The following is a 22,091-nucleotide window of genomic DNA, read 5'->3' on the forward strand; positions in this document are numbered from 1 at the left end:
GAGGAAGATCCGATGGGCGTCGTCACCTGGATGGTTGAGACAACCGACAACTTTCTGGACGACGCAGCCCAAACCACCTTTGGCAACGTCGCCGGGCAGCTCGGCGGCGTCATCGCCGTGGCCTCGACGCTCGCCGTGATCGGCCTCTTCCTCAACATGGTACTTCAATACAAATCCATGGATGGGCGAACCGCCTTCTGGTTCGCCCTCAAACTCATGCTGATCTCCCTATTTGCGATGAACTGGGTCCAATTCAACGCAGTAGCCAGCGCCCTTATCAACGGGCTCGACCAGCTCGCGGGCGGCATGGTGGCGGGGCTTGGCGGCGGCGGTGCCGGTGCATCCTACTTTGCCGAGGCCTTCGACGATCTCATCGAAGAATTTGGAGACTATTTGAACGCGGCCGGTGACAACATGCATTGGATGGCCGGAGCCCTCATCGGCGCGATCGGGGCATTCCTATTGGGCGTCATCGGCGCGCTTTGCGGCCTGGTCCTGATCTTCGCCAAGATCATGCTGGCCTTCATGATCGGCATCGCACCAATCATGATCGCGCTGTCGTTGTTCGACGTGAGCAAGGACTATTTCCACCGCTGGCTGTCCAGCACGGTGTCCTACGCGCTCTACCCCCTCGTGATCGCAGGCGTGTTTTCCACGGTCGTTGGCATGTCCCGCTCGCTCATGACTGAACTAGGAGACCCCTCTGGCGCGAGCAACATCGGCGCGCTGGTGCCCTTCTTCATGATGATGTTCCTCGCAGGCGGCATGATCATCGCCACCCCGCTGATCGTCCGCTCAATCTCAGGCAACTTCATGATGGCCGGAACGCCGAGCATTCCCAGTCCTGGCGGGTTCGCCAAGGGTTTGATCGGAACCAAGGGCTCACGGGCGCGGGCGCGGTTTGGGACGAGGTCAAATGCTGAGATCGCCGGGGCTGGACTACGCCAGGCGGGCGGTGCGACTGTCTCGATGGTTCAGCGGGTGGCTGAGCGTGCGAAGCGGTTGGAATAGAGCTCTCAGCCCGAAATGGCCTTCAAAAGCCGCCAAACAAAGGTTAGCTGTGAGCCCGTCAGAACTTCGGGTTTTCCACTTGTTTCCGTTGAGAAATGCGCCCTGCGATTTGATTTTCGATTCGCTCCCGGACCTTTGCATTTCTAATCAGCGCGCGTTGTTGCTTCAATTCGGCAAGCCGTTTTAGTTGACGGTTCGGTAGATGGGTAGCTCCATCCTTTACAATAACTCCTGTTATATCGGCGGGAGCATTGATCAAACTCACTTCCTTCACGTCCTTCAATCGAAGCCCGTTGCTGAAGATGAGCTTTTTGATCTCCCAGATCAGCACTTTAGGCACTATGTCGCCAGAAATCGTTATATCATCTGCATAGAGGCTTAGTTTACACCCTTTCGCCCTCACCAGCTTCTCGACGGCAAGCCAAATATGGCTGTTGCTGTAGTAGGCTAGGATCGGGCTACAAGGAGAGCCTTGGGGCAGGCATCCACCCAGAGTTACGACGTGAACCAAAACGGCGGTTACGTCCCGAGAGCATTCAAGCTCTCGATGGAAAAATCGGGCGACGTTGTTGGCTGAACAACTTGGGAAGTAGTCCGCGACGTCCAGTAGCCAGAATGCCTTGGCCTCTTTGTGGTGCGCTGCGTTTTCGACGTAAGAGCGTCCTTTTACAGGGCTGAAAAGGAACTCTGGGGCTTTGACACGCCCCAGAAGATCACCAATGCGGCCTTGCATCGCTTTAAGCTTCGGGTCGGGAATGTCGATAGGGCGGTAGTTCTCCGCCTGTTCCGGCGTTGGAGGGTGTTTCAGCCACGCGCCTTTTTCATCATCCTTTAGCTTCTTGTGCTTCCAGCGGCGGACGTAGAGGTCATTGCGGTGGCTGATCTTGTCCAAGGTATCGGCGGACACTCTTAGAAGCTTGGCCAGTTGCTTCCGGCTTTTGAGGCGGAAAAACGGGCTATCCTTGAGTTGGTAACCCTCTCTAGGCTGCGTCTTCGGCATCTGCTTTCCTTTCAACGAAACGCAGAATGTCGATGACCTTGCCTGCAATTTTTGAACGGATTTTGTCGCCAGACTTGGCGTTAGGCAGCTCTTCCGCAAAGAACATGATAGAAGAAACCGGAATTTTGAACTCTGTCGCATATCTCTGGATCAGATCGAGCGAGGGGGATTTGTTACCCTTTTCGATCTCCGAAATATGGGACTTCGAGACGCCGAGTTTTTCCGCCAGTTCGACCTGTTTCAAGTCATGGAACACTCGGATCAACCTTAGTGCTTCATGTATCATAGTTTCATCCCGTTTGCCTTTCCCGCTTAGACATTAGGCGGGCGGCGATTAGCCGGGCGATCCGAGAATCGCCATCAACCACCGGACAAGCCGGTAGATGAAGATAGCCACCCTAAGGATGACCATCACGGTGCGAGGGTTCCGGAGTTTCCTCCAAAACCGACGTCGCCGCCGCCGTCGGTGTGTATCTTCAGAGAGAGCCATATTGCTCCTCCTTTCTGTTGGCCCCGGCGCAACATCCACAGCGGATGCCACTAACCAAGGGTCCTCACCCAACAGAAAACGGAAACCGACGACTAAACCCTTTGCCTAGACGCGATAGCTGTCCTTGCTATCGCGTCTGCTTCGCCCGCCGCCGTCCCCTCGTCCCCCTCCGGGGGCCTCCAGGCCGTCTGCGGTAGAAGTGGTAGAGGGGAAAACCCCTCCGCGCTTGAACAAGTCCAAGCTGGGTATGAGGAACTTCTTCCGTTGTTACACATTAGGTATGTGGGAACGGGGGCGTCAGCTTTCAAGGGAAAAAGTTCACTGTAGGCGAACTTTTTGCCGCGACCGAGAAGACGATTTGTTCAAACGAATATCTTAGATCTCAGCGCAGAAAGGTTTGCCTGCCCCCTCATCCCCGAGCAGCCTCTTCCATAAACCTTTCCACCCTTTCAGTTCCTGCCTGATAGTCGCCCAAACTGGCCTGATCACCTGACTGTGCATTTTGATTGCCGGACGCCAATTCTTCAATCTCATCGCGCCGCATCCCACCACCTTCAGAGCCGTTAGCGGAAACCGCTTTCGGCATCTCAAGCGCTCCAATCTTAGACTCCAGCGCCTTGATCTGCCCTTGGAGCCCGCGCATCTGGTCCCCCGCTGAGGGAAATGGCAGATCGCCTGTCTGCTTGTCGAAGATCTGCTTAAAGAACCGGTCGTCATAGTATTTGATCCGCTTGGCGCGGACGGGCATTTGCGCGTCGACGACAAGAACAATGTCATCAAGATCCATGCGCCGCGCCTCATCCTCGGGCAGCAACGCGGTCTCTTCGGTTCGTTCAGACATGCTGCGCCCCGCGAACGGATTGCGGCCGACCGACCGCGAACGGGTCACAACGCGCTTGGTTGTTTTGCCGACGGCTTTGCTGAGCTCTTCGATGGTCTTTTCATCCGAGGGGGCCAGATAGAGCTTGATACCCGCGTTGCCCTGCAGGGCACGGCGGGCGTTTTCACCGTAGATCTCGTCCAACGCTGGGATCGTCTGCGTTACGATCGCAAGGTTTGCGCGGTAAGATCGCAGGGTTTCAATGCTATCGAGAACGATTGGCATTTTGCCCAGGCGGTTGAACTCATCGAGCATGATCATCACGGGCCAAGGCTCGTCCTTGCCGGGTTCATGGTCCTGGAGCGATGCCAGCAAATCCGAGAAGAACAAGCGGATCAGTGGCGCGAGGGGTTTCACCATCAACGGTTCGACTACGAGATAAACGGAAAACGGCGTCTTTCGGATGTCGCGAAAATCGAAGTCCGACGTTGCGGTCGCACGGTCAATGGCCGGGTTTGACCACTGCTTGAGGCCAGATGTCATCAAGAGCGACAGGTAGGATGTCAGCGTGTCGTTGTTGGTCGAGGCCATGCGCATGAAGATCAGCTTGGCGGCTGGATTGACCACTTCATCGGCGCGGCGGCGATATTCCTTCTGCTTGTCCCCGCCAGATGCGGTGATGCGGTAAATCTCGCCCAGGGTCGGTCGCTTGCGCTCGAACGCTAAAAGCCCTGCCGCCACGAATAGATCGATACCGCCGTCGAGGAGGCCTTGGACGCGGTCGTTATCTGCTTGCAGAAACAGAGAGGCCAGGAGTTGCAGCTCCATCTGTTGGCGGTCAACATTGTCCAGCGCCGATATGCGCAGCAATGGGTTGTAGCGATGCGAGCGGCCATCCTTCCAATCTGTTGGCGCGAACCGGAACACCTTGTCACCCTGCGCAGCCCTGTGGCGGGCGGTTGCCTCGAAGTTCTCGCCCTTTACGTCCAGCACCACGGCACTGCCCTGATAGGTCAGAAGGTTCGGGATAACGAACCCCGTCGTCTTGCCGCGTCCGGTCGGGGCGACGATTAGGGCATGGGGGAAAACCTTGGACATGACAAACGGTTTGCGGCTCTTGGGCTTACCCATTTTGCCGAGGACAAACCCGTGGCCGGGCTTGCCAAAAAAGCCGTTCCGCTTCATCTCGGACATCTGCTGCCAGTGGGTTTCCCCAAACTTGGTCAGCGCGTCGTTCATCAAGACGGCACTAAGCAAAACTCCGGCACCAGTGCTGATCCCTACGATCAAGTGAACAATCTGCATATCGGCCGGATGGGTTGTTCGAAAAACCCCATAGCTGCGTGCCAGCATCAAGAAATCGATGTCGGCCCCGACCCCGAACCAGCGGAACGTCAGAAAGGCCGACGCAAGAACATACCCCAGCACAGCTCCCAGAAGAGCAAAGCTCATGACGCCGAGTGCGATCCGCGTCTTACCCATGCGTCACGCCCTTTTCGCCATCGGCATCGACGTGCCGCTCGCGCTGGAGGTCTACTTCCTCGTTGGCGATTTCATCGAGGACATGCTCCATCGCCATACTATTCGCCAATGCTGCGTCGCTCTGCAGATAGGCCTTGGCCGCATAGAGCCTGTCCAGTCGATCTTCGATTTGTTCCTCCAGGGCGGTTTCATCACCAATCGCCAAGTCGGAGGCCTTCTCTTCACCGACCAGCTCCTCCAGCTCGGAGCGCAAGGCCTCGCGTTCCAGATCGCTGTGGAATGGATCTGCGGTCGGGTCGTCCCTCATACGGCTCAGGATGTCAGAGGTGGTCGGCGGCAACCGGTCGATTATGGCTTCCTGCCGGTCAGACTCCACCGACCCACTGTCCTTGAGAACCTCAGCATCGGCCAACAAGCGGCCCAGATCGCTATGGACCTGGTCTAGGCGATCGATTGTTTTCTCAAGCTCATCGGCGCGAGACAGGTCATAGCCTTCCTTCTCGGCAATCGCTTTCAAATCCTGACCAAGCCATTGCCGCTCCAGCGCGGCATTGCCCGCGCCGATTTCGACACGACGTGTCACCTCTTGCGCGTCAATGCCGGTGCCTTTCAAAGCTTCCGCAAGACGTTCGGCGAGCGCTGGATCCTGCAAGGCATCTTGTGCCTCGGCCTGAATATTTGCGGCAGAATAAATCCCACTCTTGGACGCATCCTCAAGCAATGTGTGGGACTGCGTTCCCATTGGGCTGAGATGAGACAAAGTGCGATAGATGTCGTTCAGCTCATACTCGAGCGCTGCGCGCCGCTCCACTGGAGCGTCCGCCACAATGCGTTCGGCCTGGTTGATCTTGTCGTGAAAAGCATCCACGACCTCATCAAACGAATGCTGTTCTTCGGCCATGCCATATACCTTTCCATCTGCTTCAATCGGTTTGCCCTGAGCCAAAAGCGTCGCGGCTTTGTCCAAGGCAGCTGCTATGTCATGCTGGTTCTCGCCCGAGGCCTCTGCAGCCAGGCCGTGATAAAGCCGCGCGTTCTGCGCCACGTCAGCCAAGGCACGGTCAAGCTCCGGCCCCACGCGCTCACGCGCGGTCAGCTTCTGGCCCGTAGCTTCTGCACGACGTTGGTCCACGTCGCTTGGCCTCTTCGTCGTGATCCCTCGCTCCAGCTTTCGCGTCGCCTCAAGGCGCAGCCCATAGCGGTCTGACACCTCCACCATTGCCTCGCGAAAACTGTCATAGTTGAAGTGGTGCCCCTCCTTCAAAAAGAAGAACTCGCCGTCCTTGCTGCGCCGGTTCAGAACAATGTGCGCGTGCGGATGATCCCGGTCCTCATGTACGGCGGCGATGTAGTCGAAGTGGCTGCCTTCGCCCTGAAAGAACCGCTCGCAGATCTCGCGCGTGATCTCGGCAACATCCTCGCCACGCGTGCCAATCGGGAAGGCCATCAGGAGGTGCGAAGTATGCCCCAACTTGGGATGGAACCCTTCATTCCACTGCGCTGAAAACCGGCGCGTGACCTGCTCGATCTCTTTGGCTGAAAGAACGCTCTGTCCGTCATAAGTACCACGGCTGTCGATGATGAAGCTCGACTTGGTGGTCAGGTATTCCAGCTGGTTGCGTAGCTGTGTTTTGTTGTGCGTTCCGCCATCGCGAATGGCTTTGAAGATCGCGGGCGAATGCCCCATGGCGGCGCGCGCCATTTGCTTCGCACGGGCGCGTGGAACGCTGCCGCGAATGCGGCTCCAGTCGCGATCAAAGAAGGCCTCCTGCGCGGCGGCAACAGCGCTATTCCGGGCCATCGGCAATGCCTCCGAGAACGCGGGCAACCTCGCCGGACAGCGCGCTTCGGCGGCGCTGCGCCATGTCCTGAACTTGGTCTGCAATGTCGAAGATCAGCCCGGCCAAGGCGCGCACCTGACCATGGGCAGAGTTGCCATAGGGCGGTGTCTTGCCCTGGCGCTTTGCCTCGTTCAGGCGCTGCGCAATCTGATTAACATTGTTGCCGGTGCGATTGAGCGAGGCAGAGAGCCCCTGCATCTGATTGGCCATTTCATCGTCAGGAACGAAGAGATCGTTCGACGCATAGATCAACCGCCGCAGCCCCTCCGCACGGCTGGCGATATCGTGCCGCGTCAGCACGGCATCAAAGCGCGCAAGCTCCTTGGGTGTCAGCCGAACATTCACCAGTTCAGAGCGCACGCGCGCATCAAGCTTGCGGCTTTGATCGGCCTTCAGGGTGTAGAAGATGCTGCGGGTCGTGACGCCGAATTCGCGGGCCAGATCCTCGATCGGCACCCCTTCGGCACGCTTGCGCACGATCGCAAAACGCTGGTTCTGCGTCAGTCGTTTCTGCCGTGGTGCGCGCGGTCGGCCCATGTGAAGTAATCACCCCTATTTCTTGCCAGCATCATACAGGCAGCCCTGTTATGGCATTTCGCCATAATTGATTCAATATTATAATATTGCATCAACTGCCTGTATTCCGTTTGGAGCAGCCACAGGCTGCGACCGCCGGGCAAAGCCCGGCCACATGCGCAAGGCATGGCACCACTAATCGTGGTTCCACGCCTCAGCATCGCCAAGCAATTGCACCGCTATTGCGCGGGCCGCGCCTTCGGCGCTGGCATAGGTTTGATGATCGGGTAGCTCGTGCAAATCAAAGGGCTGTTGCGGGTCGTCCGGGGTCTCAACTCGGACATAGATCGCCCAGCCATCGATCAGCGCCAGATCATCACAATACTCCTGCCCGCCATCGGGCAGATTGCTGAACCCATGCAGATGCACGCTGGCGCGGCCCTCTCGGGCCGCCTGCCCGATGTCAGAATACCTCATGGCGAACCTCTGCACTTTCCCCGATGAAAAATTCGTCAGGCTCTCCGTTCAGGCGGGTACTATCCCGACTGGTCAAGCCGATAGCCGACCCGTTCCGCGTGAACGTGATGAGGTATTGCCCGAGGTCATCACGCGTCACCACATACCCGCTATTGACCCAGTGAACGCGGTTGCCCGCGTCCACTGCTGCTTTGATCTCTTCCAAGGTCATCGCAACGCCTCCTCAAGGATTGCGAGAGCCCCAAGACAATCGTCGATATAGGGCTGCTCTTCACCTTCCAGATCGTTCAGCTCCAGCCGGTTCAACACCGCGTAAAGCGTGGCGCGGGCCTCACGGGCAGCGCTACGCAAGCTGACGGTGTCTTCCAGACGTGCCGTCGCAAAATCATCGCTGTGATAGTCAGGGGTCATCGGATTTCTCCCACCTTGTGTTTCCAACGCGGGGCTATGTCCTTGAACGGCACCGTGAAGGGTGGCAGCGCGTCAAAGCCGTTCGAGCTTTTGAGCACCTTCACCTTGGCGCAATCCTCCTCGACACTGAGGATCTCGACACAAAACACGCCGCCCAAACCTGACGGAACAACGATTTCCTTCAGCTCGTGCCGATGCTTCCCGCAATAGACGCAGGTGCTATAGAGCCCGTCGATGATGTGACCGCCGATCGAGCGATCACAGTCGCAGGTCCAGAATTTCGGGGGCTGATATTTGTGAGCCATTTGTGGCCTCCTTTTGAGTGCTGCGGTAGGGGCTTGGCTCCCCTTCCGCCGATGGGCTGCACACCGGCCAATCTGATCTGACCGAATACGCATGTATTCGGCGGAACAGAGTGGGTGGGGGCACAGCCCGACCCACGGCCCAGGAGCGGCCAGTCAATGGGTCAAAGCCAGCAACTGGTGCGGCCCGCAGCGCGCCCCGCGCGAGGACACGGGTTGCAGGCTTTGACGACGCGCCCGCGCGGCGCTTGCCCATTGACGGGACGCGACAGGGATGTTGGGCGGACCAATCAAGTTGAAAGAAGCCTGAAGGAGGTGAGCGGGCTGAAAGCCGGTCGATCCTCCGCACAGTCCGTTTCTCAGAGCGGCCCGTGCGCTGCAGCACGGGCCACAATTTTGCATCTCGTTGAAAGTGCCTACGCCCCGCCACATGAGGCGGGGCGCAGGTGCTCAAAGCTCAACACCAGACTTCAAGTTGCCGTCCGGATCGAGCCACGAACGAGCCTCGGCGCAATCCAAGCAAATACAGGAGCAACTGCCTTTCACGATGACCGGCGCAAGAAAGATCACCGGATTTGACGCGCCGCATTTGCGGCACGTCATCGGGGGTAAGATTGCGGGGCCGCTCATGCTGCGGCCGCTTTCGATTGACCTGAGGCTGCTAGGACAAAATCGGCGGCTTTCTGCGCCTCGGACGCCGCACGAAAAATCGCCCGCTTGTCCTCTTTGAGCGCTTTCAACCAACCTTCGACATAGGCGGCGCTTTGGTCGAATTCCGGCGGGACACCAATCTGGGCACCAAGAAAACAAGCGCCGATTTCCGCCACCAACTCCTCAAAGGCATAGGCTTCGCGGTTCGCAAATTTCTTGATCCGCTCAAGCCGCTTTTCGCTGCCGGTCCAATGGATCATCTCATGGGCCAACGTCCCATAGTAGCCTGCCGCATTGTGAAAGGTGGCAATCGGCGGCATGTGGATGTGATCTTTGGCGGGGCTGTAATAGGCTCGTGGGTCATCGCTGGTGAGGATCTCTGCCCCTGTTCGGCTAAAAAACGCCTCAAGCTCAGGATCTTCGACCGTGCCAAGATCGCGCGGGGCCTCGGGCCGGATGTAGTAGTCCTCCGGCAAACCCTCGATCTGATCGGCATTGAACACACGATAGGCGCGCGCATAGGGCAGTTCTTCCTCAATGCCCAATTCGTTCTCTCGGGTGAACGTCCCGTATTTGACCACGGTCGACGACGTTTCACCTTTGCGGACTTGGCCGCTCAGTTCCTGCGCCTGTTTGTAGGTCATCCAGCGGCTGGAAACATACCCGTGCTTGGCCGCCATGACCCAGAGCATCAGGATGTTGATCCCGCGATACTCCTCGCCGTTGTGCCGTGTTGGCAAGGCAATACCGGACGCGCTTCCGGTCCACGGCTTGCGCCACGGCGGCGTGCCTGCCTCCATCTCTGCAATAATGGTGTCGGTGACATGGGCATAAACATCAAACTTCGGTGCCATTTGTGGCCTCCTCAATCAAAGTGACGCGGGTGAGGCTTCGTGACCCCTTCCGCTGATGGGCTGCGCCTCGGCCACCTGATCTGACCGAATACGCATGTATTCGGCGGAACAGAGTGGGAGAGGGCAAAGCCCGACCCACGGCCCGGAACGGGGCTGTCAATCGGCCACATTTGCGAAGAAAATGTCTGCGCCAAAATCAGACGCCAATTTGCTGCGCGAGGAATGGCTCGCTTGCGAGACAGGGGAAATTGGTGGCTGATTTTGGGGATGGCCCAAGGTTGACCGCCACGGTCAGGGATGTTGGGCGGACCAACCAAAAAGAATGATGTCTGGATCGGGGTGAGCGGGCCATCGGCCCGTTGAGCCCTGATGCAGTCCGTTTGCAAAAGCCGTCCTCTCGGGACGACAATCATGTAATTTCGTGATTAAAGTATGCTGTGCAAGAAACTATTAGAATCATGTTTTCAAGGAATAAATCGTGCAAACAGAGGGCTCATTCGGTCGAACAATCCAGCTTTTCCTCGTCGACGGGAAGCCAACTGGGCTGCGAAAAGCGACAATCCATGGTTGGACAGGACTGCTTTTTGTAAGCGGCGCTTCAGCTTTCGGCGACCTTACTGCTCGTGAAGAGGTCGATCGGACCGGCATCTATATCCTATCGGGCCCTGATCCCGAAAACGCCGGTGCAACCCGCACCTATATTGGCTCCGGAAATTCCGTAGCTGAGAGGATCAAGCAAAGCGCGATCAAAAGAGATTTCTGGGAAACTGCCATCACCATCACCACAAGTGATGATGACCTTTCCAAAGGGCACGCGGAATATCTGGAGGCGCGGCTCATAGAGCAAGCTGCCCAAGCAGGCCGCGTCACGTTGGATAACGGCACGCAGCCGGACACCAGCAGGCGACGATTGCCCGAGGCTGACGTCGCAAACATGGAGCAGTTTCTATCAAATCTGCGTATCATCCTGCCCGTGATCGGTCTGGATATGCTCAAACCACAACCGCGCGCGGTGACGCAAACAGCTAAGCCAGTTGAAGAGCGGACCGAAGGAGAAGTGCAGTTCGAGATCCGCCACAAGAGCGGCGTCAAGGCGACCGCTGTCGAAGAAGATGGCGAATTTGTTGTACTGGAAGGGTCCGAGGCGCTCACCGAAACCGGCTATGCCCAACAAAGCTATGGCAGCTTGAAGGAAAAGCTCATATCCGACGGCACTCTGGTCGCCGACGGCAATCAAAAACTCCGCTTCACGAAACCTTGGTCATTCAACAGTCCTTCAGCCGCCGCTGCTGTCGTCCTGGACCGAAACAGCAACGGACGCCTGGAGTGGAAGGTCAAGGGATCGAAGCAGACGTATCACGACTGGCAACAAGCAGAAGCAAAACAGCCATCGTAGAGCACCCCAACGTCTTGGTTAGACCTGCCCACCAACACCTTTGAATTTTTCGACAAAAGCTGCAATCTTCTCGAAGACCGTCGTCTTCTTGGTCCGAAACTGCGGATTTAGCGGGCTCATTTTGGGGAGTATGGCATTGAGGTCAGCACCGTTTTCACTTGCAAATTCGCGTTTTATGGATGCAGAAATATAGCGCCTTGCTGCATCAGAATTTAGATCTTCCGATCTGATAAGCTCTTCTACCTCTTTGCGCTGCTCTGCCTGAGCAAAAGAGAAAAATGCATCGATCACGCCTGCCTTATCATCAATCTGATCAAGATCAGTCTGGTTGATAAAGTCCACAATCAGGCTCTCTTTGGCTCGATTTCCAAGGCTACCGCGAATGACGCGGCGAGCATCCTCAATCAGATCCCCTTTGCTCTTCACTTTTTTGTTTTTCTCAAAGATGAGCTCGAGAATGTAGTCGAGGTTGATTTCCTGCGATTTCAAAAGGTCCACTTCGAAAACGACATCATCCCACTCGATGTTGCTTTGTTCTTGCTCTGCCGAAGACTTTTCCCGGCGCAGCCAATCGCGAATGTCGTTGTATGTTGATCTATAGTCTTGAACTGCTCGGTCTGAAGGCAGTTCTATTGCCTCCAGGTCGCGTAGGTCCTCGTCGCGCAAATAGTGCTTTTGCTTGAACCCCTCAACGGCAGCGGCATCTGCTAAATCTAGCCCCTGATAGGCTTTCAATGCTGAAAACTCGTCGTAATTTCTGAGCACATTCTCAACTCTCAGATACTCACCAAAGAGCTTCGCAAACTCCTTTTTATCTACTTCTTTGACAATATCGTCCGGCTTTGGAAAGCGCTCGGTGAGCTCCTTCACAACATCAATAAACCCGCGTCGCGCCGCGCCAGTTTCCTGATCAACGAAACCATTCATGTACTCGTCGTAGCTCTTCTCAAGCACGACGTTCTTTGTGTTCGTGTCACCGAACAGCGTGATCGCATCAACGGTCGCTTGCTCAAGGTCCCTGAACGCCACGATATTGCCGAAGGTCTTGGTCGCGTCGTAAATCCGGTTGGTTCTGGAAAACGCCTGCATCAAGCCATGGAAGCGAAGGTTTTTGTCGACAAACAAGGTGTTTAGTGTTGGCGCGTCAAAGCCTGTAAGGAACATGCCGACGACAATCAGTAAGTCGATTTCTTTCGAGCGAACCCGGCTGGCAAGATCGCGGTAGTAGTTTTGAAAGCCACTGCTATCGACACCAAAGTTCGTTTTGAAAAAGGAATTGTAATCTTTGACTGCGGCACTCAGGAACTCCTTGGCGCTGCTATTCATCGCTGACACATCGAAGCTCTCGTCTTGAATGTCACCGATCGCATCTTGCTGTTCGTTGGCCGCAAACGAGAAGATCGTGGCGATCTTCAGCGGCTTTTCACTGCCGCCCTGCAGATCGTTCAAGGTTTCATAGTAGAGCTTCGCGGCATCCACACTGCTGACAGCAAACATGGCATTGAACCCACTGCTACCCGCTTGCATCCGGTGGGTTTTTTGACGGAAGTTGTTCAGAATATACTGAGAGACTTCCCGAATACGTTCTGGATGAAGTAGCGCTTGCTTGTTTTCAGCAGCGCTGAGCTTCTTTTCGTCTTGCTCAGTCTCGATGGCTTTGAACCGGGGACGCACATCATTGTAGTCGACCTTGAACTTCAGAACCTTTTCGTCGCGAATAGCATCGGTGATCACATAAGAATGCAGCTCGCGCCCAAACACCCCCGCGGTCGTTTCAGCCCCTAGCGCATTCTCAGGAAAGATCGGCGTTCCGGTAAAGCCAAACTGGTAAAACCGTTTGAACTTCTTCTTCAGATTCTTCTGCGCCTCGCCAAACTGGCTGCGATGACACTCATCGAAAATGAAGACCACCTGCTGGTCATATACCGGCAGGTCACCCTCTGACTTCATCAGGTTGTTCAGCTTTTGGATCGTCGTGACGATGATTTTGTTATCGTCCTTGCCTAAGTTGCGCTTCAACCCGGCCGTGCTGTCGGAACCGTTGACACTGTCAGGGGAAAACCTCTGGTATTCCTTCATGGTCTGGTAGTCGAGGTCCTTACGGTCCACGACGAAGAAGACTTTGTCGATGAAATCCAGCTCGGTTGCCAACCGTGCCGCCTTGAAACTGGTCAACGTTTTGCCGGAACCCGTGGTGTGCCAGATGAAACCACCGCCCTCAGGCTTCCTCCAGTTTTTGGCTTCATATGAGCTTTTGATCTTCCAAAGGATGCGTTCAGTCGCCGCAATCTGGTAAGGCCGCATGATCAGCAAAGTGTCGCTGACATCGAAAACAGAATACTGCAACAGAACGTTCAGCAGCGTACGCTTCTGAAGGAAAGTTGCGGTGAAATCCTTGAGATCTTTGATCAGCTCATTGTCGGACTTTGCCCAGTTCATGGTGAAGTCGAAGCTGTTCTTGTTACGCTTGGTCGTGTTGGCGAAATACCGGGTGTCGGTGCCATTCGAAATCACGAAGAGCTGCAGAAACTTGAACAGGGAATGCTCGCTGTTGAAGCTTTCCTTGCTGTAGCGGTGAATCTGATTGAAGGCCTCCCGGATAGCCACGCCGCGCTTCTTCAGCTCGATCTGCACCAATGGTAACCCGTTGACCAGGATCGTCACGTCATAACGATTGGCGTGGGTGCCGACCTGCTCGAACTGCTTGATCACCTGCAGCTTGTTGCGGGCCATGTTCTTCTTGTCGACGAGGTAGATGTTCTGGATACGTCCGTCGTCGAAGACGAAATCGTGGATGTAGTCGTCGTGGATCTTACGGGTCTTGTCGACGATGCTGTCGCTTGGCTTGTCGAGGTAGGTCTCGACAAATCGCTTCCATTCATCATCTGAAAACGCGACGTTGTTCAGCTGTTCCAGCTGCACCCGGACATTGGCAAGCATGGCATCTGGGGTCGTGAGAGCAGGCAGGAACTCATAGCCCTGATTGACCAGATCCTGAACCAATTCGCGCTCCAAATCATCTTCGCTCTGGTAGCGATCGGCGGCGTCCCACTCCTTGGTGTACTTGTCGAGGACGATGAAGTTCTTCGTTTCCGCTATGGTTTTCGTCTGCTCAACCATTTTTCGCCTCTTCCTTGACGAGCATCCGATATCGCTCAGCGAACTCGTACTTTTTGTTGGCTGTCTCACTGAGGAGGTATCCTAAGACCCGCTTGTCGTCTTTTGAAAGCTGGGGCTGTTCGTCTCCAGCGTGCTTTGAATGGCTCGAAATATCTACAATGCGCTTCAAATAGGCGTCGCTAGTCCCTTCTGCCGTTCGAGGCAGCAGGTCCGCCCAGTCCTCGTACCCCATGAAGGTCGAAGTCTTCTCCAGGATGTTTCGCAGAAGGTTGTAGTGGTATTTCTCGAACCCATCGCCGTCAGAAGCAGTCTTAAGTTTTTCGATCAAATGCAGATGGTACGAGAACGGGCTGTCGTTGTTCCAACGGTCCAGAGAAAACGTGCCGTCCTCATGCTGCGACAACTGATACTTGAAGCCACTCTTCAACGCATTGAAAAGGACGTTGAAAAATAGCGGATTGTGGGTCGTGATGATGAATTTGGGGCCGTCTTGCGGTGCATCCTTGATCAGCGTCGCCAGGGTCTGCGCCAGCTCGATAAGATGGTTGTCGTCCAGCGAGCTGACTGGGTCGTCAATGAAAACATACTCGAGCTTGTCGAACTGATTGGTGCTTCGATCTCCAAACTCAGGAACACTTAGGACCGAAACCACCTCTTCGATCAGCGTGTAGAAGATGCTCCAGATGAAGTTGCTTTCCTCACCCTTTGAAATCTTGATGCCTGTGGTGGCTTCGTCATCTCCTGTCGTGATGGAGAATGAGACCGAAGGATAGGTCTTCTCTCCGGCCTTCTGCCCGTCCTTCTCCAAGAAGACGGGCGTCAGGTTTTTGTTGGTATAGTGCTGGAAGTTCGCAACGATCTCATTGCCTTTGCCTTGTTCCCCAAGAATCCAGTCAGTGAAAGTGTTCGGCTGGATCAAAAGCTTGGGCTCAGCATCACCCAACAGGTCATTATCCCAGTAAAACAAGTCTTCCGTAAACGCGTTGTAATACAACACCTTTTCGCGAGACGGTTCACCGTCTTCACCTTCTTCGGGTTTTGGGGCAATGAGCTCCTTCATGGCGCGGGACAGGCGGGTTTTGCCAGTGCCATTGAACGCGTAGATCAGCTGCACCTTTTTGTTGGCATCCCGTAGCTGCTTTGCAATCTCCTCGAGGGTCTGGCTCATTTACGCGGCCTCCTCGGGTTTGGGGAAGCTCAAGAGCAGGTCGCGGTAGTATTCATATTGCTGCTGACGCAACTTGATCTCACGCGGCAAGCCCTCACTGAGCGATGTGGTCAGCGTGTCGAACTTGTCGAGGATTTCGACAACACGGTCTTGCTCTTCGGCAGAAGGGACAGGGATCAAGATCTTGGCTAGGTTGTCGGCATTCACACGTCTGACCTTTGCGCCAGTAATGTGAACCCGTTTTTGTTTTTGAAACTGCTCTGTTTGGAAGAAGTAGGCGACAAATTTGGGATTTAACTTGTGCGAGTAAAAGCATGCGTCGCTGCTGACCGCGATATCCTCATCACCAAGCCAAGCGACGGCCTTGCAGACGTCCTCGTCGTTCTCGCTCGTAGTCGCAATCACCAAATCGCCCGGCTTTGCCATGCGGGCTTTCTTCGCAAACTCTTCTGAAACAAAGCTTTTCGTTGTGTGGGCATAGGTTCCGTAATGGGTGTAAATTTGACCGTAGTGAATGCAGCCCACCCCAGACTCTGCAAAGTCCTTCTTTTGAAGACCGCCGCCGCGCGTGAAGGATCCCACACGCTCATCGCCCATGGGCAAATGCTCAACATCTTTGCCCTCATAATCCAACAATTGCTCTCGATAGTGGTTGTATTGCTGCTTGCGGGCCTTAAGCTCGGCTGTCAGCTCGGCTGTCAGCTCGGTGAAGCTGTCCAAAATCCGAACAATCTCCGCTTGGATCACCAGCGACTTATCGGGATCTTCGGGGCTTGGAATGGGGACTGAGAGCTTCTCCATGTCGCTCTTCCTAATTGAAGGCACAGCGCCAGAGTCACTGGCAAGAGAGCTAAGATTTACAATCTGCATCCAATGAAAAAGAAACCTGGAAACGACTTTTTCATTGGGAATCAACCCCATAACATTATTGTCGTACGCCGAAGGCACCGACAATAGTCGTTTTTTGTTTGTTGCAATCGCCGCACCAATTTTTGGGAAGATAATGGTGCCTGCAGGCGCAGGCTTTACGCCTAGTTTCGCAGCTGTTGCATCATCGATGTAGTTATTCGCAGTAACCATCGTTGTTTCGTTGCCAACAAGGTTCATGTCGCTGACCTTGTAGAAAGGACAAGAACCCTCCGTTTCTCCTTGATAGGCTCTTGGGAAGCCCCAGCCGCTTCGCACCTCTGCAACAACAGACATCGGCTTCCACTCTAAAGACGCCCCATCAAGCAGCCTTTCGAGAAAGCTAAGTTTGCTCATGTCTCGATCTCCGCAACTATGGCGTCGATGTCTGCACGTAGTTGCTTAATCTTGGTAACAGTGGTTTCAAGATCAGCATTCAACTTGGTGATATTCACGACCTCGCGATTATCCTTTGGCTCCACATAGGCGCTGACCGAAAGGTTGTAGTCTTTCTCGACAATCTTGTCGTAAGGGACGGTTTCGGCCTCATGGGGCTCGTTCTTCTTGCTGTCGAACAGATCCATGATCCGCCCAATGTGCCGATCTTCCATAAAATTGTTGTTCGTGCCTTTGCGGAAGAAGGTATCCTCCTCGGTCGCATCGATGAACTGAACGGCCGTGTCGGTCTTGTTCTTGGCCAGCACCAGAATGTTCACCGCGATGGTCGTGCCGAAAAACAGGTTCGGCGCGAGCGCGATCACCGTTTCGACGAAGTTGTTGTCGACCAGATACTTGCGGATCTTCTGCTCCGCGCCGCCACGGTAGAAGATACCAGGGAAGCAAACGATCGCAGCCCGCCCCTTGGCCGACAGATAATGCAGCGCATGAAGGACAAAGGCAAAATCGGCCTTCGACTTTGGGGCCAGCACCCCAGCGGGCGCAAAGCGTTCGTCATTGATCAGCGTCGGGTCATCCGCGCCCTTCCACTTCACCGAATAGGGCGGGTTCGACACGATGGCGTCAAAGGGCTTGTCGTCTTGAAAGTGCGGGTCCTCCAGTGTGTTGCCGTACTGGATGTTGAACTTGTCGTAGTTGATGTTGTGCAGGAACATGTTCATGCGGGCGAGGTTGTAAGTGGTGTAGTTGATCTCCTGCCCGAAGAAGCCGTCTTCGATGATGTGCCTCTCAAACTCTTCTTTGGCCTGCAAAAGCAGAGACCCAGACCCGGCCGCCGGATCGTAGATTTTGTTGACGCTGGTCTGCTTGTGCATGGCCAGCTTGGCGATGAGCTTGGACACGTGGGTCGGCGTGAAGAACTCGCCGCCGGATTTGCCCGCGTTGGCGGCGTAGTTCGAGATCAAGAACTCATAGGCGTCGCCGAACAAGTCGCCTTCGTTGTCGTCGAATTTAAGCGGCAAGCCAGCCACGCCTTTGAGGACCTCAGCCAGTCTTTCGTTCTTCTGTTTGACCGTACTCCCTAGACGGTTGCTGGTGGTGTCGAAATCAGCGAAGAGACCATTGATATCCTGCTCGGACGGGTAGCCGCTGGCCGAAGCCTCAATCGCTGAAAAAATATCGGCAAGATCAGTGTTCAGGCTGTCGTTCTTGCTCGCGGTTTTCACCACGTTTTGAAATAGTTGGCTAGGATATATGAAGTAGCCCTTGGTCTTGACTGCATCGACTTTAGCTTCGTCGGGGATTTCTGCGTCGGACATACCCGCATAATTGATGCTGTCGTCGCCACCTTCGATGTAGTTGGTGAAGTTCTCGCTGATGAAGCGATAGAACAACGCGCCCAGGACAAACTGCTTGAAGTCCCAGCCGTCGACTGCACCACGTACACGGTTTGCTATGCTCCAGATTTCGCGGCGTAATGCCTCAGCCTGTTGTTGCCCGGTCATTTTTGCTCCCCTTCTTGTTTTTGTTCCTGCTCGGCAATCCAGCGGTCGATCTCGCTTTTGCGAAATCGCCACGCGCTTCCCACCTTGAACCCCGGAACCTTGCCCTCAGATGCGAACCGATATGCCGTTTTCTCAGCGATCTTGAGATACTCAGCGAGCTCTTTCACGGTCAAAATGTCTTCGTTGGGCATTTCGAAAATGTCCTCTCTGAGGGATATGGGTTGAAACTAGTTGAAAGGAGGAGAAGCGGCAAGCTTGGCTTGCTTGAGGTCGTCGAGTTCAGCGTGAAGCAGTTCCCTGGCTGCGTTCCAGGGCGGTGAACCCGCCCTGGTGCTGAAGTCATTCGGTGACCGGATCTTCATCGCGACGTGGGAAGGCAACCATGTCGACGTCGGGGAACATGCTGTGTTTGACGTTGATCGACGTGATGTTGCCGCTGTCGTCGGTGTTGACGAAGAGGACACCGCAGCGGTCCCAGAAGTTCTTGCCGTCTTTTTCGCCGGATTTGACGTTCAGTTTCAGAGTTTGAGTAGCCATTTTTTTGATCCTCACTTTGAGTGTTTCGATGAACATGACCAAAGCTGGCACCAAGGGGCTGTCAGCGAGAAAGTTGCCTCGCGAGGAATGCGCTGGCGCAGGGGAATTTTCTTGTTGAAGCGGGGCTTGCCCCGCGTCCGGCACGGCTGCCCGCTTATGTTCAGCAATCAGAAACACAGCGTTGAGGGTCTGAGTTCGGCACTCCAAAATCGACCTGCCACGTCATCACGCATCGGATTGGCCAAGGACCTCAAAATCCCGTTGCTGCCAAACGGCTTTCGGTCAATCCAATTCAACAGCGGCCCCAGTTCACGCACGCGCCACATCAGCTTCCTCGTGCTCGAAGGCTGTCGCCATCTCGTTGATCTCCTTCTCCGGAGCCCCCAATGTACGGGCAACGACACGCCAAGCCATAGTCGCTTCGGCCACCTCGGCAATGATGCGATCTGCCTCGCCGCGTTCGAGAAGATAGGATTCATGTTGCGCGCGGTGCAGGGCGATACTGGCATCCGGGTTGTCATCGTCGACATAGCTCTTGAGCACACGCGGCTGGTTCGGCACAGGGTTGATGTCGTAGGCCGGTGAGAGATGCCAGCCGCCACGCCCACGCAGAAATCCGTGATTGCGCATATGGTCATCGAGGTTCGTCACGAGAATGGAAAAGGCAACCCGCCGGTAGAGTTCCTCGCGGTCTTGGTCAGGCGTGACGCTTTCTGAGGTGATGATATCGGCCAGGTCCAAATAGCTGTAGCTTTCGCCATCCTTGCCGCCCAGCATCGCCATAGCTGAGATGAACGGGATCCTGCCGTCCTCGTTCCTGTCAAACCGATGGGACAGGAAAACCGGTTTGTCGCCTGCCATCTCAAGCGTGTGATCAGAGACCGTAATTCCGGCGCGTCTTGCGAGCTCCAATGCAATGGCTTCCCAGCGTTCTACGCAATAGGTGTCCGTCTCCTTTGGGAACTTGGCGACAGAAAGACGGCCGTGTTGATCGAGGATACTGGCCTTTGGCCTCGCGCCGCCCAGAGAACTGCCCGGAGCAAACAGCATTTTCAGGTCCTCAGCGGTCTCCTCCCCGCGCAAAACGCGCTGAGACGCATGAAGTAAGTCCCCGAGGCTGACGAGCGCAGGCACGCCGATGCCCTCGCGCGCTTGAAAGTCGCTATCAACCATGAAGCGCAGCGCACCCAAACGGGTCTCGTCATTTACGCCAAGCAGGTAGTCGGTTTCTTGCAGCACGCGCGGACGTCGCCCCTCGGCCTCTGCCATGCGCCCCTCATAGCGCCGCATCACCGTTCTGCCCCAGGTATCAGGGGCAGAATCCCCAAGTGGTGCGAGCATGTCTTGCCCAGCTTCCGGGACGAATTGCCCTTTAACGAGAGGCATGTTTGGCGAAAGCCCGAAGGCGTTTTCGTCGGCAAGCCAATCGTCATGATAGGTGAAGGACACCCGCTCTCGACCGCGCCCCGCTGTGCGGTGGAGCGTGCCAACCCGTTTCAGCCCCTTCCAGTCGATCCAGACCTCAACCATTTTTCAGTCTCGCACGCTGCGGGAGGTCATCCAGGGCCATCTGCTCGCCAACCGGATCATCCAGATCCCCCCAGCCTTTCAGGAGGCCGAGCGCCTGCAATACAGCAACGTAGGTGCCGATCTTGACTGCGGGGTTCCCGCTTTCGATCTTGGCGATGGTCTGCCGCGTTGTGCCAGCACGCTGCGCAACAATCTCAGCGGTCAGTTTGCGGCGCAGTCGAGCAACACGAATGTTTTCCCCAAGTGCCACCAGCTCCTTACGCGCCGCCCTGGGCATTTTGATCGGAACAGCCATAATGATATCTCCAAGCGACACTAAGCGCCTCAATGTTACGCTGATAAAACATTAATGTCAAATTTCATCGCTTAGCTCCATAACCCAACGCCGCCACACCAGCCACATCTTATGTTAGCTTAGTATAACATTGGGGGCATTAAGGTTACCATTACGAAACATGGCCTAGCTACCTAACCGCACTCATCCAACACGTCTGCTCGAACGAAACGATTGCGTTCCCTTCCCTCGAAAGTCACGCCTGCAGCCCCGCAGCGCGCACCTGCTCAGGCGTCACTAGCTTTGAAGCGATCAAATCCTCGATCTGCCGGCTGGTGATGTGGCGGCACAAGGGATGGCGCTCGTGGATCCACTCGGCGAGGCTGGCGCGCCCCTTGGCTTCGGCCTCTCGCGCTTTCTCTCGGTCGGCCAGGATCTGGGCCAGCCCCTTTTCCCAACGCCGCATCTTGAACCAGTTGTCCGAGAAACAGACCTTGCTGCGCGTGTAGCCCTCGCTTTCCTTCGCGTAGGCTTTGACAGCCTGCTTCAGATCATCGAGCTTCACACCGGCCTTCAGGGCCGCAGCGATTAGGCGCAGACTGGTTCGCCGGTCTCGGATCCTGTCTTCGGGATAGGCCGCCAAGATCTTCTCAGCTTCAAGATCTTCAACCTCCTCCGTCGCCTCGCGCCTGCGCGTAGGTGGTTTATGGATGGTTTTAGGATGGTTTGGGGTCCACCGTGAACCCCGTACCCCGTTCACCGTGGACCCCGTACCGGGTTCAGGCTGGACGGGGTTCACAGTGACCCCCGTCTCAATGTCGGGCTCGGCCGTGGTTTCGAGCGCGGCCACGCGCTCCAGAACGATGCGGTAAATGACGGTGTAGCCATTCTTGCAGTGCCGCCGCCCCGTCTCAATCAGAATGCCTTCGCGCAGGAAGTCGATGATGGTGCGCTTCACCGTGCTCTCGCTGAGCTCTGTGTGGCGCTGGATCGTCCCCTTGGAGCACCAAATTCCTGAGCCGTCATCGCTCGCCTTGTCGGCCAGAAACATGATGATCTGCTTGCGCGCAGCGCTGCCAAAGCGGCGCTCGGCGCATTCGTTTGCGATGCGCCAGCTCATGATGTCACCGCCAATTGGGTTGAGGTCTGACCGGAAATGCCGTAGGTATTGGGACGGAAACATTCTTCTATGCCGTTGAGGTGGGTGGCCGCCCCCTCAGCGGTTTTTCTTTGCCTTTTCGCCAGAGCAAGAACCTGTGAAGAACCGTTTACCTGGGGCTTGTAACCTATTGAAAAGCGATCCTGAACGAAACAAGTCCGTTTACAATTTTCCCCTTTAAAATCAACGAAATTTTCCGGATTGCAAATCCGTGTACACCGGTTCGATTCCGGTACTCGCCTCCA

Annotated in this window: 21 protein-coding genes and 1 pseudogene; 2 read left to right on the forward strand and 20 right to left on the reverse strand. The window is 55.6% G+C overall.

Features of this window, described 5'->3' with window-relative positions; genetic code table 11:
* Positions 1-12: 12 nt before the first annotated feature.
* On the forward strand, positions 13-1,011 hold the full coding sequence (locus tag SHM7688_RS05535; protein ID WP_058239042.1) for a TrbL/VirB6 family protein: 999 nt from the start codon (positions 13-15) through the stop codon (positions 1,009-1,011).
* Between the two features lie 58 nt (positions 1,012-1,069).
* Here the strand turns inward: SHM7688_RS05535 and SHM7688_RS05540 are convergent, their stop codons facing one another.
* The 10 genes and pseudogenes from SHM7688_RS05540 to SHM7688_RS05585 all read right to left on the reverse strand — a co-directional run bounded on the left by SHM7688_RS05540 (position 1,070) and on the right by SHM7688_RS05585 (position 9,855).
* The gene (locus tag SHM7688_RS05540; RefSeq protein ID WP_058239043.1) at positions 1,070-2,011 is read right to left on the reverse strand and encodes a reverse transcriptase family protein; all 942 of its coding nucleotides are present in this window, start codon (positions 2,009-2,011) and stop codon (positions 1,070-1,072) included.
* On the reverse strand, positions 1,992-2,297 hold the full coding sequence (locus SHM7688_RS05545; protein WP_058239044.1) for a helix-turn-helix transcriptional regulator: 306 nt from the start codon (positions 2,295-2,297) through the stop codon (positions 1,992-1,994). Before SHM7688_RS05545 ends, SHM7688_RS05540 begins: the two co-directional genes overlap by 20 nt.
* A 613-nt stretch (positions 2,298-2,910) precedes the next feature.
* Positions 2,911-4,803 (reverse strand): type IV secretory system conjugative DNA transfer family protein, encoded by a 1,893-nt coding sequence (locus tag SHM7688_RS05550; protein WP_058239045.1) that lies wholly within the window; start codon positions 4,801-4,803, stop codon positions 2,911-2,913.
* The gene (locus SHM7688_RS05555; RefSeq protein ID WP_058239046.1) at positions 4,796-6,604 is read right to left on the reverse strand and encodes a relaxase/mobilization nuclease domain-containing protein; all 1,809 of its coding nucleotides are present in this window, start codon (positions 6,602-6,604) and stop codon (positions 4,796-4,798) included. Before SHM7688_RS05555 ends, SHM7688_RS05550 begins: the two co-directional genes overlap by 8 nt.
* The gene (locus SHM7688_RS05560; protein ID WP_058239047.1) at positions 6,591-7,181 is read right to left on the reverse strand and encodes a hypothetical protein; all 591 of its coding nucleotides are present in this window, start codon (positions 7,179-7,181) and stop codon (positions 6,591-6,593) included. Before SHM7688_RS05560 ends, SHM7688_RS05555 begins: the two co-directional genes overlap by 14 nt.
* A 174-nt stretch (positions 7,182-7,355) precedes the next feature.
* On the reverse strand, positions 7,356-7,637 hold the full coding sequence (locus tag SHM7688_RS05565) for a hypothetical protein (protein WP_058239048.1): 282 nt from the start codon (positions 7,635-7,637) through the stop codon (positions 7,356-7,358).
* A gap of 7 nt (positions 7,638-7,644) precedes the next feature.
* A pseudogene (locus SHM7688_RS05570) lies at positions 7,645-7,848 on the reverse strand (hypothetical protein); the annotation flags it as partial.
* Positions 7,845-8,048 (reverse strand): hypothetical protein, encoded by a 204-nt coding sequence (locus SHM7688_RS05575; RefSeq protein ID WP_055190657.1) that lies wholly within the window; start codon positions 8,046-8,048, stop codon positions 7,845-7,847. The gene SHM7688_RS05575 and the pseudogene SHM7688_RS05570, both read right to left, overlap by 4 nt.
* On the reverse strand, positions 8,045-8,353 hold the full coding sequence (locus SHM7688_RS05580) for a hypothetical protein (RefSeq protein ID WP_058239050.1): 309 nt from the start codon (positions 8,351-8,353) through the stop codon (positions 8,045-8,047). The genes SHM7688_RS05575 and SHM7688_RS05580 overlap by 4 nt, the downstream gene beginning before the upstream one ends.
* A gap of 623 nt (positions 8,354-8,976) precedes the next feature.
* Positions 8,977-9,855: an ArdC family protein gene (locus SHM7688_RS05585; protein ID WP_058239051.1), complete on the reverse strand. Its 879-nt coding sequence runs from the start codon at positions 9,853-9,855 to the stop codon at positions 8,977-8,979.
* 478 nt (positions 9,856-10,333) lie between these two features.
* On the opposite strand from SHM7688_RS05585, the gene SHM7688_RS05590 reads away from it, so the two are divergent.
* Positions 10,334-11,251: a GIY-YIG nuclease family protein gene (locus SHM7688_RS05590; protein ID WP_058239052.1), complete on the forward strand. Its 918-nt coding sequence runs from the start codon at positions 10,334-10,336 to the stop codon at positions 11,249-11,251.
* 18 nt (positions 11,252-11,269) lie between these two features.
* On the opposite strand, the gene SHM7688_RS05595 is transcribed toward SHM7688_RS05590, so the two are convergent.
* From SHM7688_RS05595 to SHM7688_RS19970, 10 genes are all read right to left on the reverse strand, one after another.
* Positions 11,270-14,371, reverse strand: coding sequence for a type I restriction endonuclease subunit R (locus SHM7688_RS05595; RefSeq protein WP_058239053.1), 3,102 nt, complete (start codon positions 14,369-14,371; stop codon positions 11,270-11,272).
* Positions 14,364-15,539: an AAA family ATPase gene (locus tag SHM7688_RS05600; RefSeq protein WP_058239054.1), complete on the reverse strand. Its 1,176-nt coding sequence runs from the start codon at positions 15,537-15,539 to the stop codon at positions 14,364-14,366. The genes SHM7688_RS05595 and SHM7688_RS05600 overlap by 8 nt, the downstream gene beginning before the upstream one ends.
* The gene (locus tag SHM7688_RS05605) at positions 15,540-16,802 is read right to left on the reverse strand and encodes a restriction endonuclease subunit S (RefSeq protein ID WP_058239055.1); all 1,263 of its coding nucleotides are present in this window, start codon (positions 16,800-16,802) and stop codon (positions 15,540-15,542) included.
* The gene (locus SHM7688_RS05610) at positions 16,799-18,346 is read right to left on the reverse strand and encodes a type I restriction-modification system subunit M (RefSeq protein ID WP_058239056.1); all 1,548 of its coding nucleotides are present in this window, start codon (positions 18,344-18,346) and stop codon (positions 16,799-16,801) included. Before SHM7688_RS05610 ends, SHM7688_RS05605 begins: the two co-directional genes overlap by 4 nt.
* A complete protein-coding gene (gene mads1 / locus SHM7688_RS05615; RefSeq protein WP_058239057.1) occupies positions 18,343-18,537 on the reverse strand; it encodes a methylation-associated defense system helix-turn-helix domain-containing protein MAD1 in 195 nt (64 codons plus the stop codon). Before mads1 ends, SHM7688_RS05610 begins: the two co-directional genes overlap by 4 nt.
* Positions 18,538-18,685: 148 nt before the next feature.
* Positions 18,686-18,883, reverse strand: coding sequence for a hypothetical protein (locus tag SHM7688_RS19560; protein WP_144432507.1), 198 nt, complete (start codon positions 18,881-18,883; stop codon positions 18,686-18,688).
* A 309-nt stretch (positions 18,884-19,192) separates the two neighbouring features.
* A complete protein-coding gene (locus SHM7688_RS05625; protein WP_058239059.1) occupies positions 19,193-20,413 on the reverse strand; it encodes a type II toxin-antitoxin system HipA family toxin in 1,221 nt (406 codons plus the stop codon).
* Positions 20,406-20,708, reverse strand: coding sequence for a helix-turn-helix domain-containing protein (locus tag SHM7688_RS05630; RefSeq protein WP_058239060.1), 303 nt, complete (start codon positions 20,706-20,708; stop codon positions 20,406-20,408). The genes SHM7688_RS05625 and SHM7688_RS05630 overlap by 8 nt, the downstream gene beginning before the upstream one ends.
* A gap of 235 nt (positions 20,709-20,943) precedes the next feature.
* Positions 20,944-21,807, reverse strand: a complete 864-nt coding sequence (locus SHM7688_RS05635; protein ID WP_058239061.1) for a hypothetical protein — start codon at positions 21,805-21,807, stop codon at positions 20,944-20,946.
* The coding region (locus tag SHM7688_RS19970; protein WP_233486595.1) for a hypothetical protein at positions 21,804-22,091 on the reverse strand (288 nt) is incomplete at its 5' end. The genes SHM7688_RS19970 and SHM7688_RS05635, both read right to left, overlap by 4 nt.

Origin of the sequence: Shimia marina, from assembly GCF_001458175.1 — a bacterium.
Taxonomy (GTDB): Bacteria; Pseudomonadota; Alphaproteobacteria; order Rhodobacterales; family Rhodobacteraceae; genus Shimia; species Shimia marina.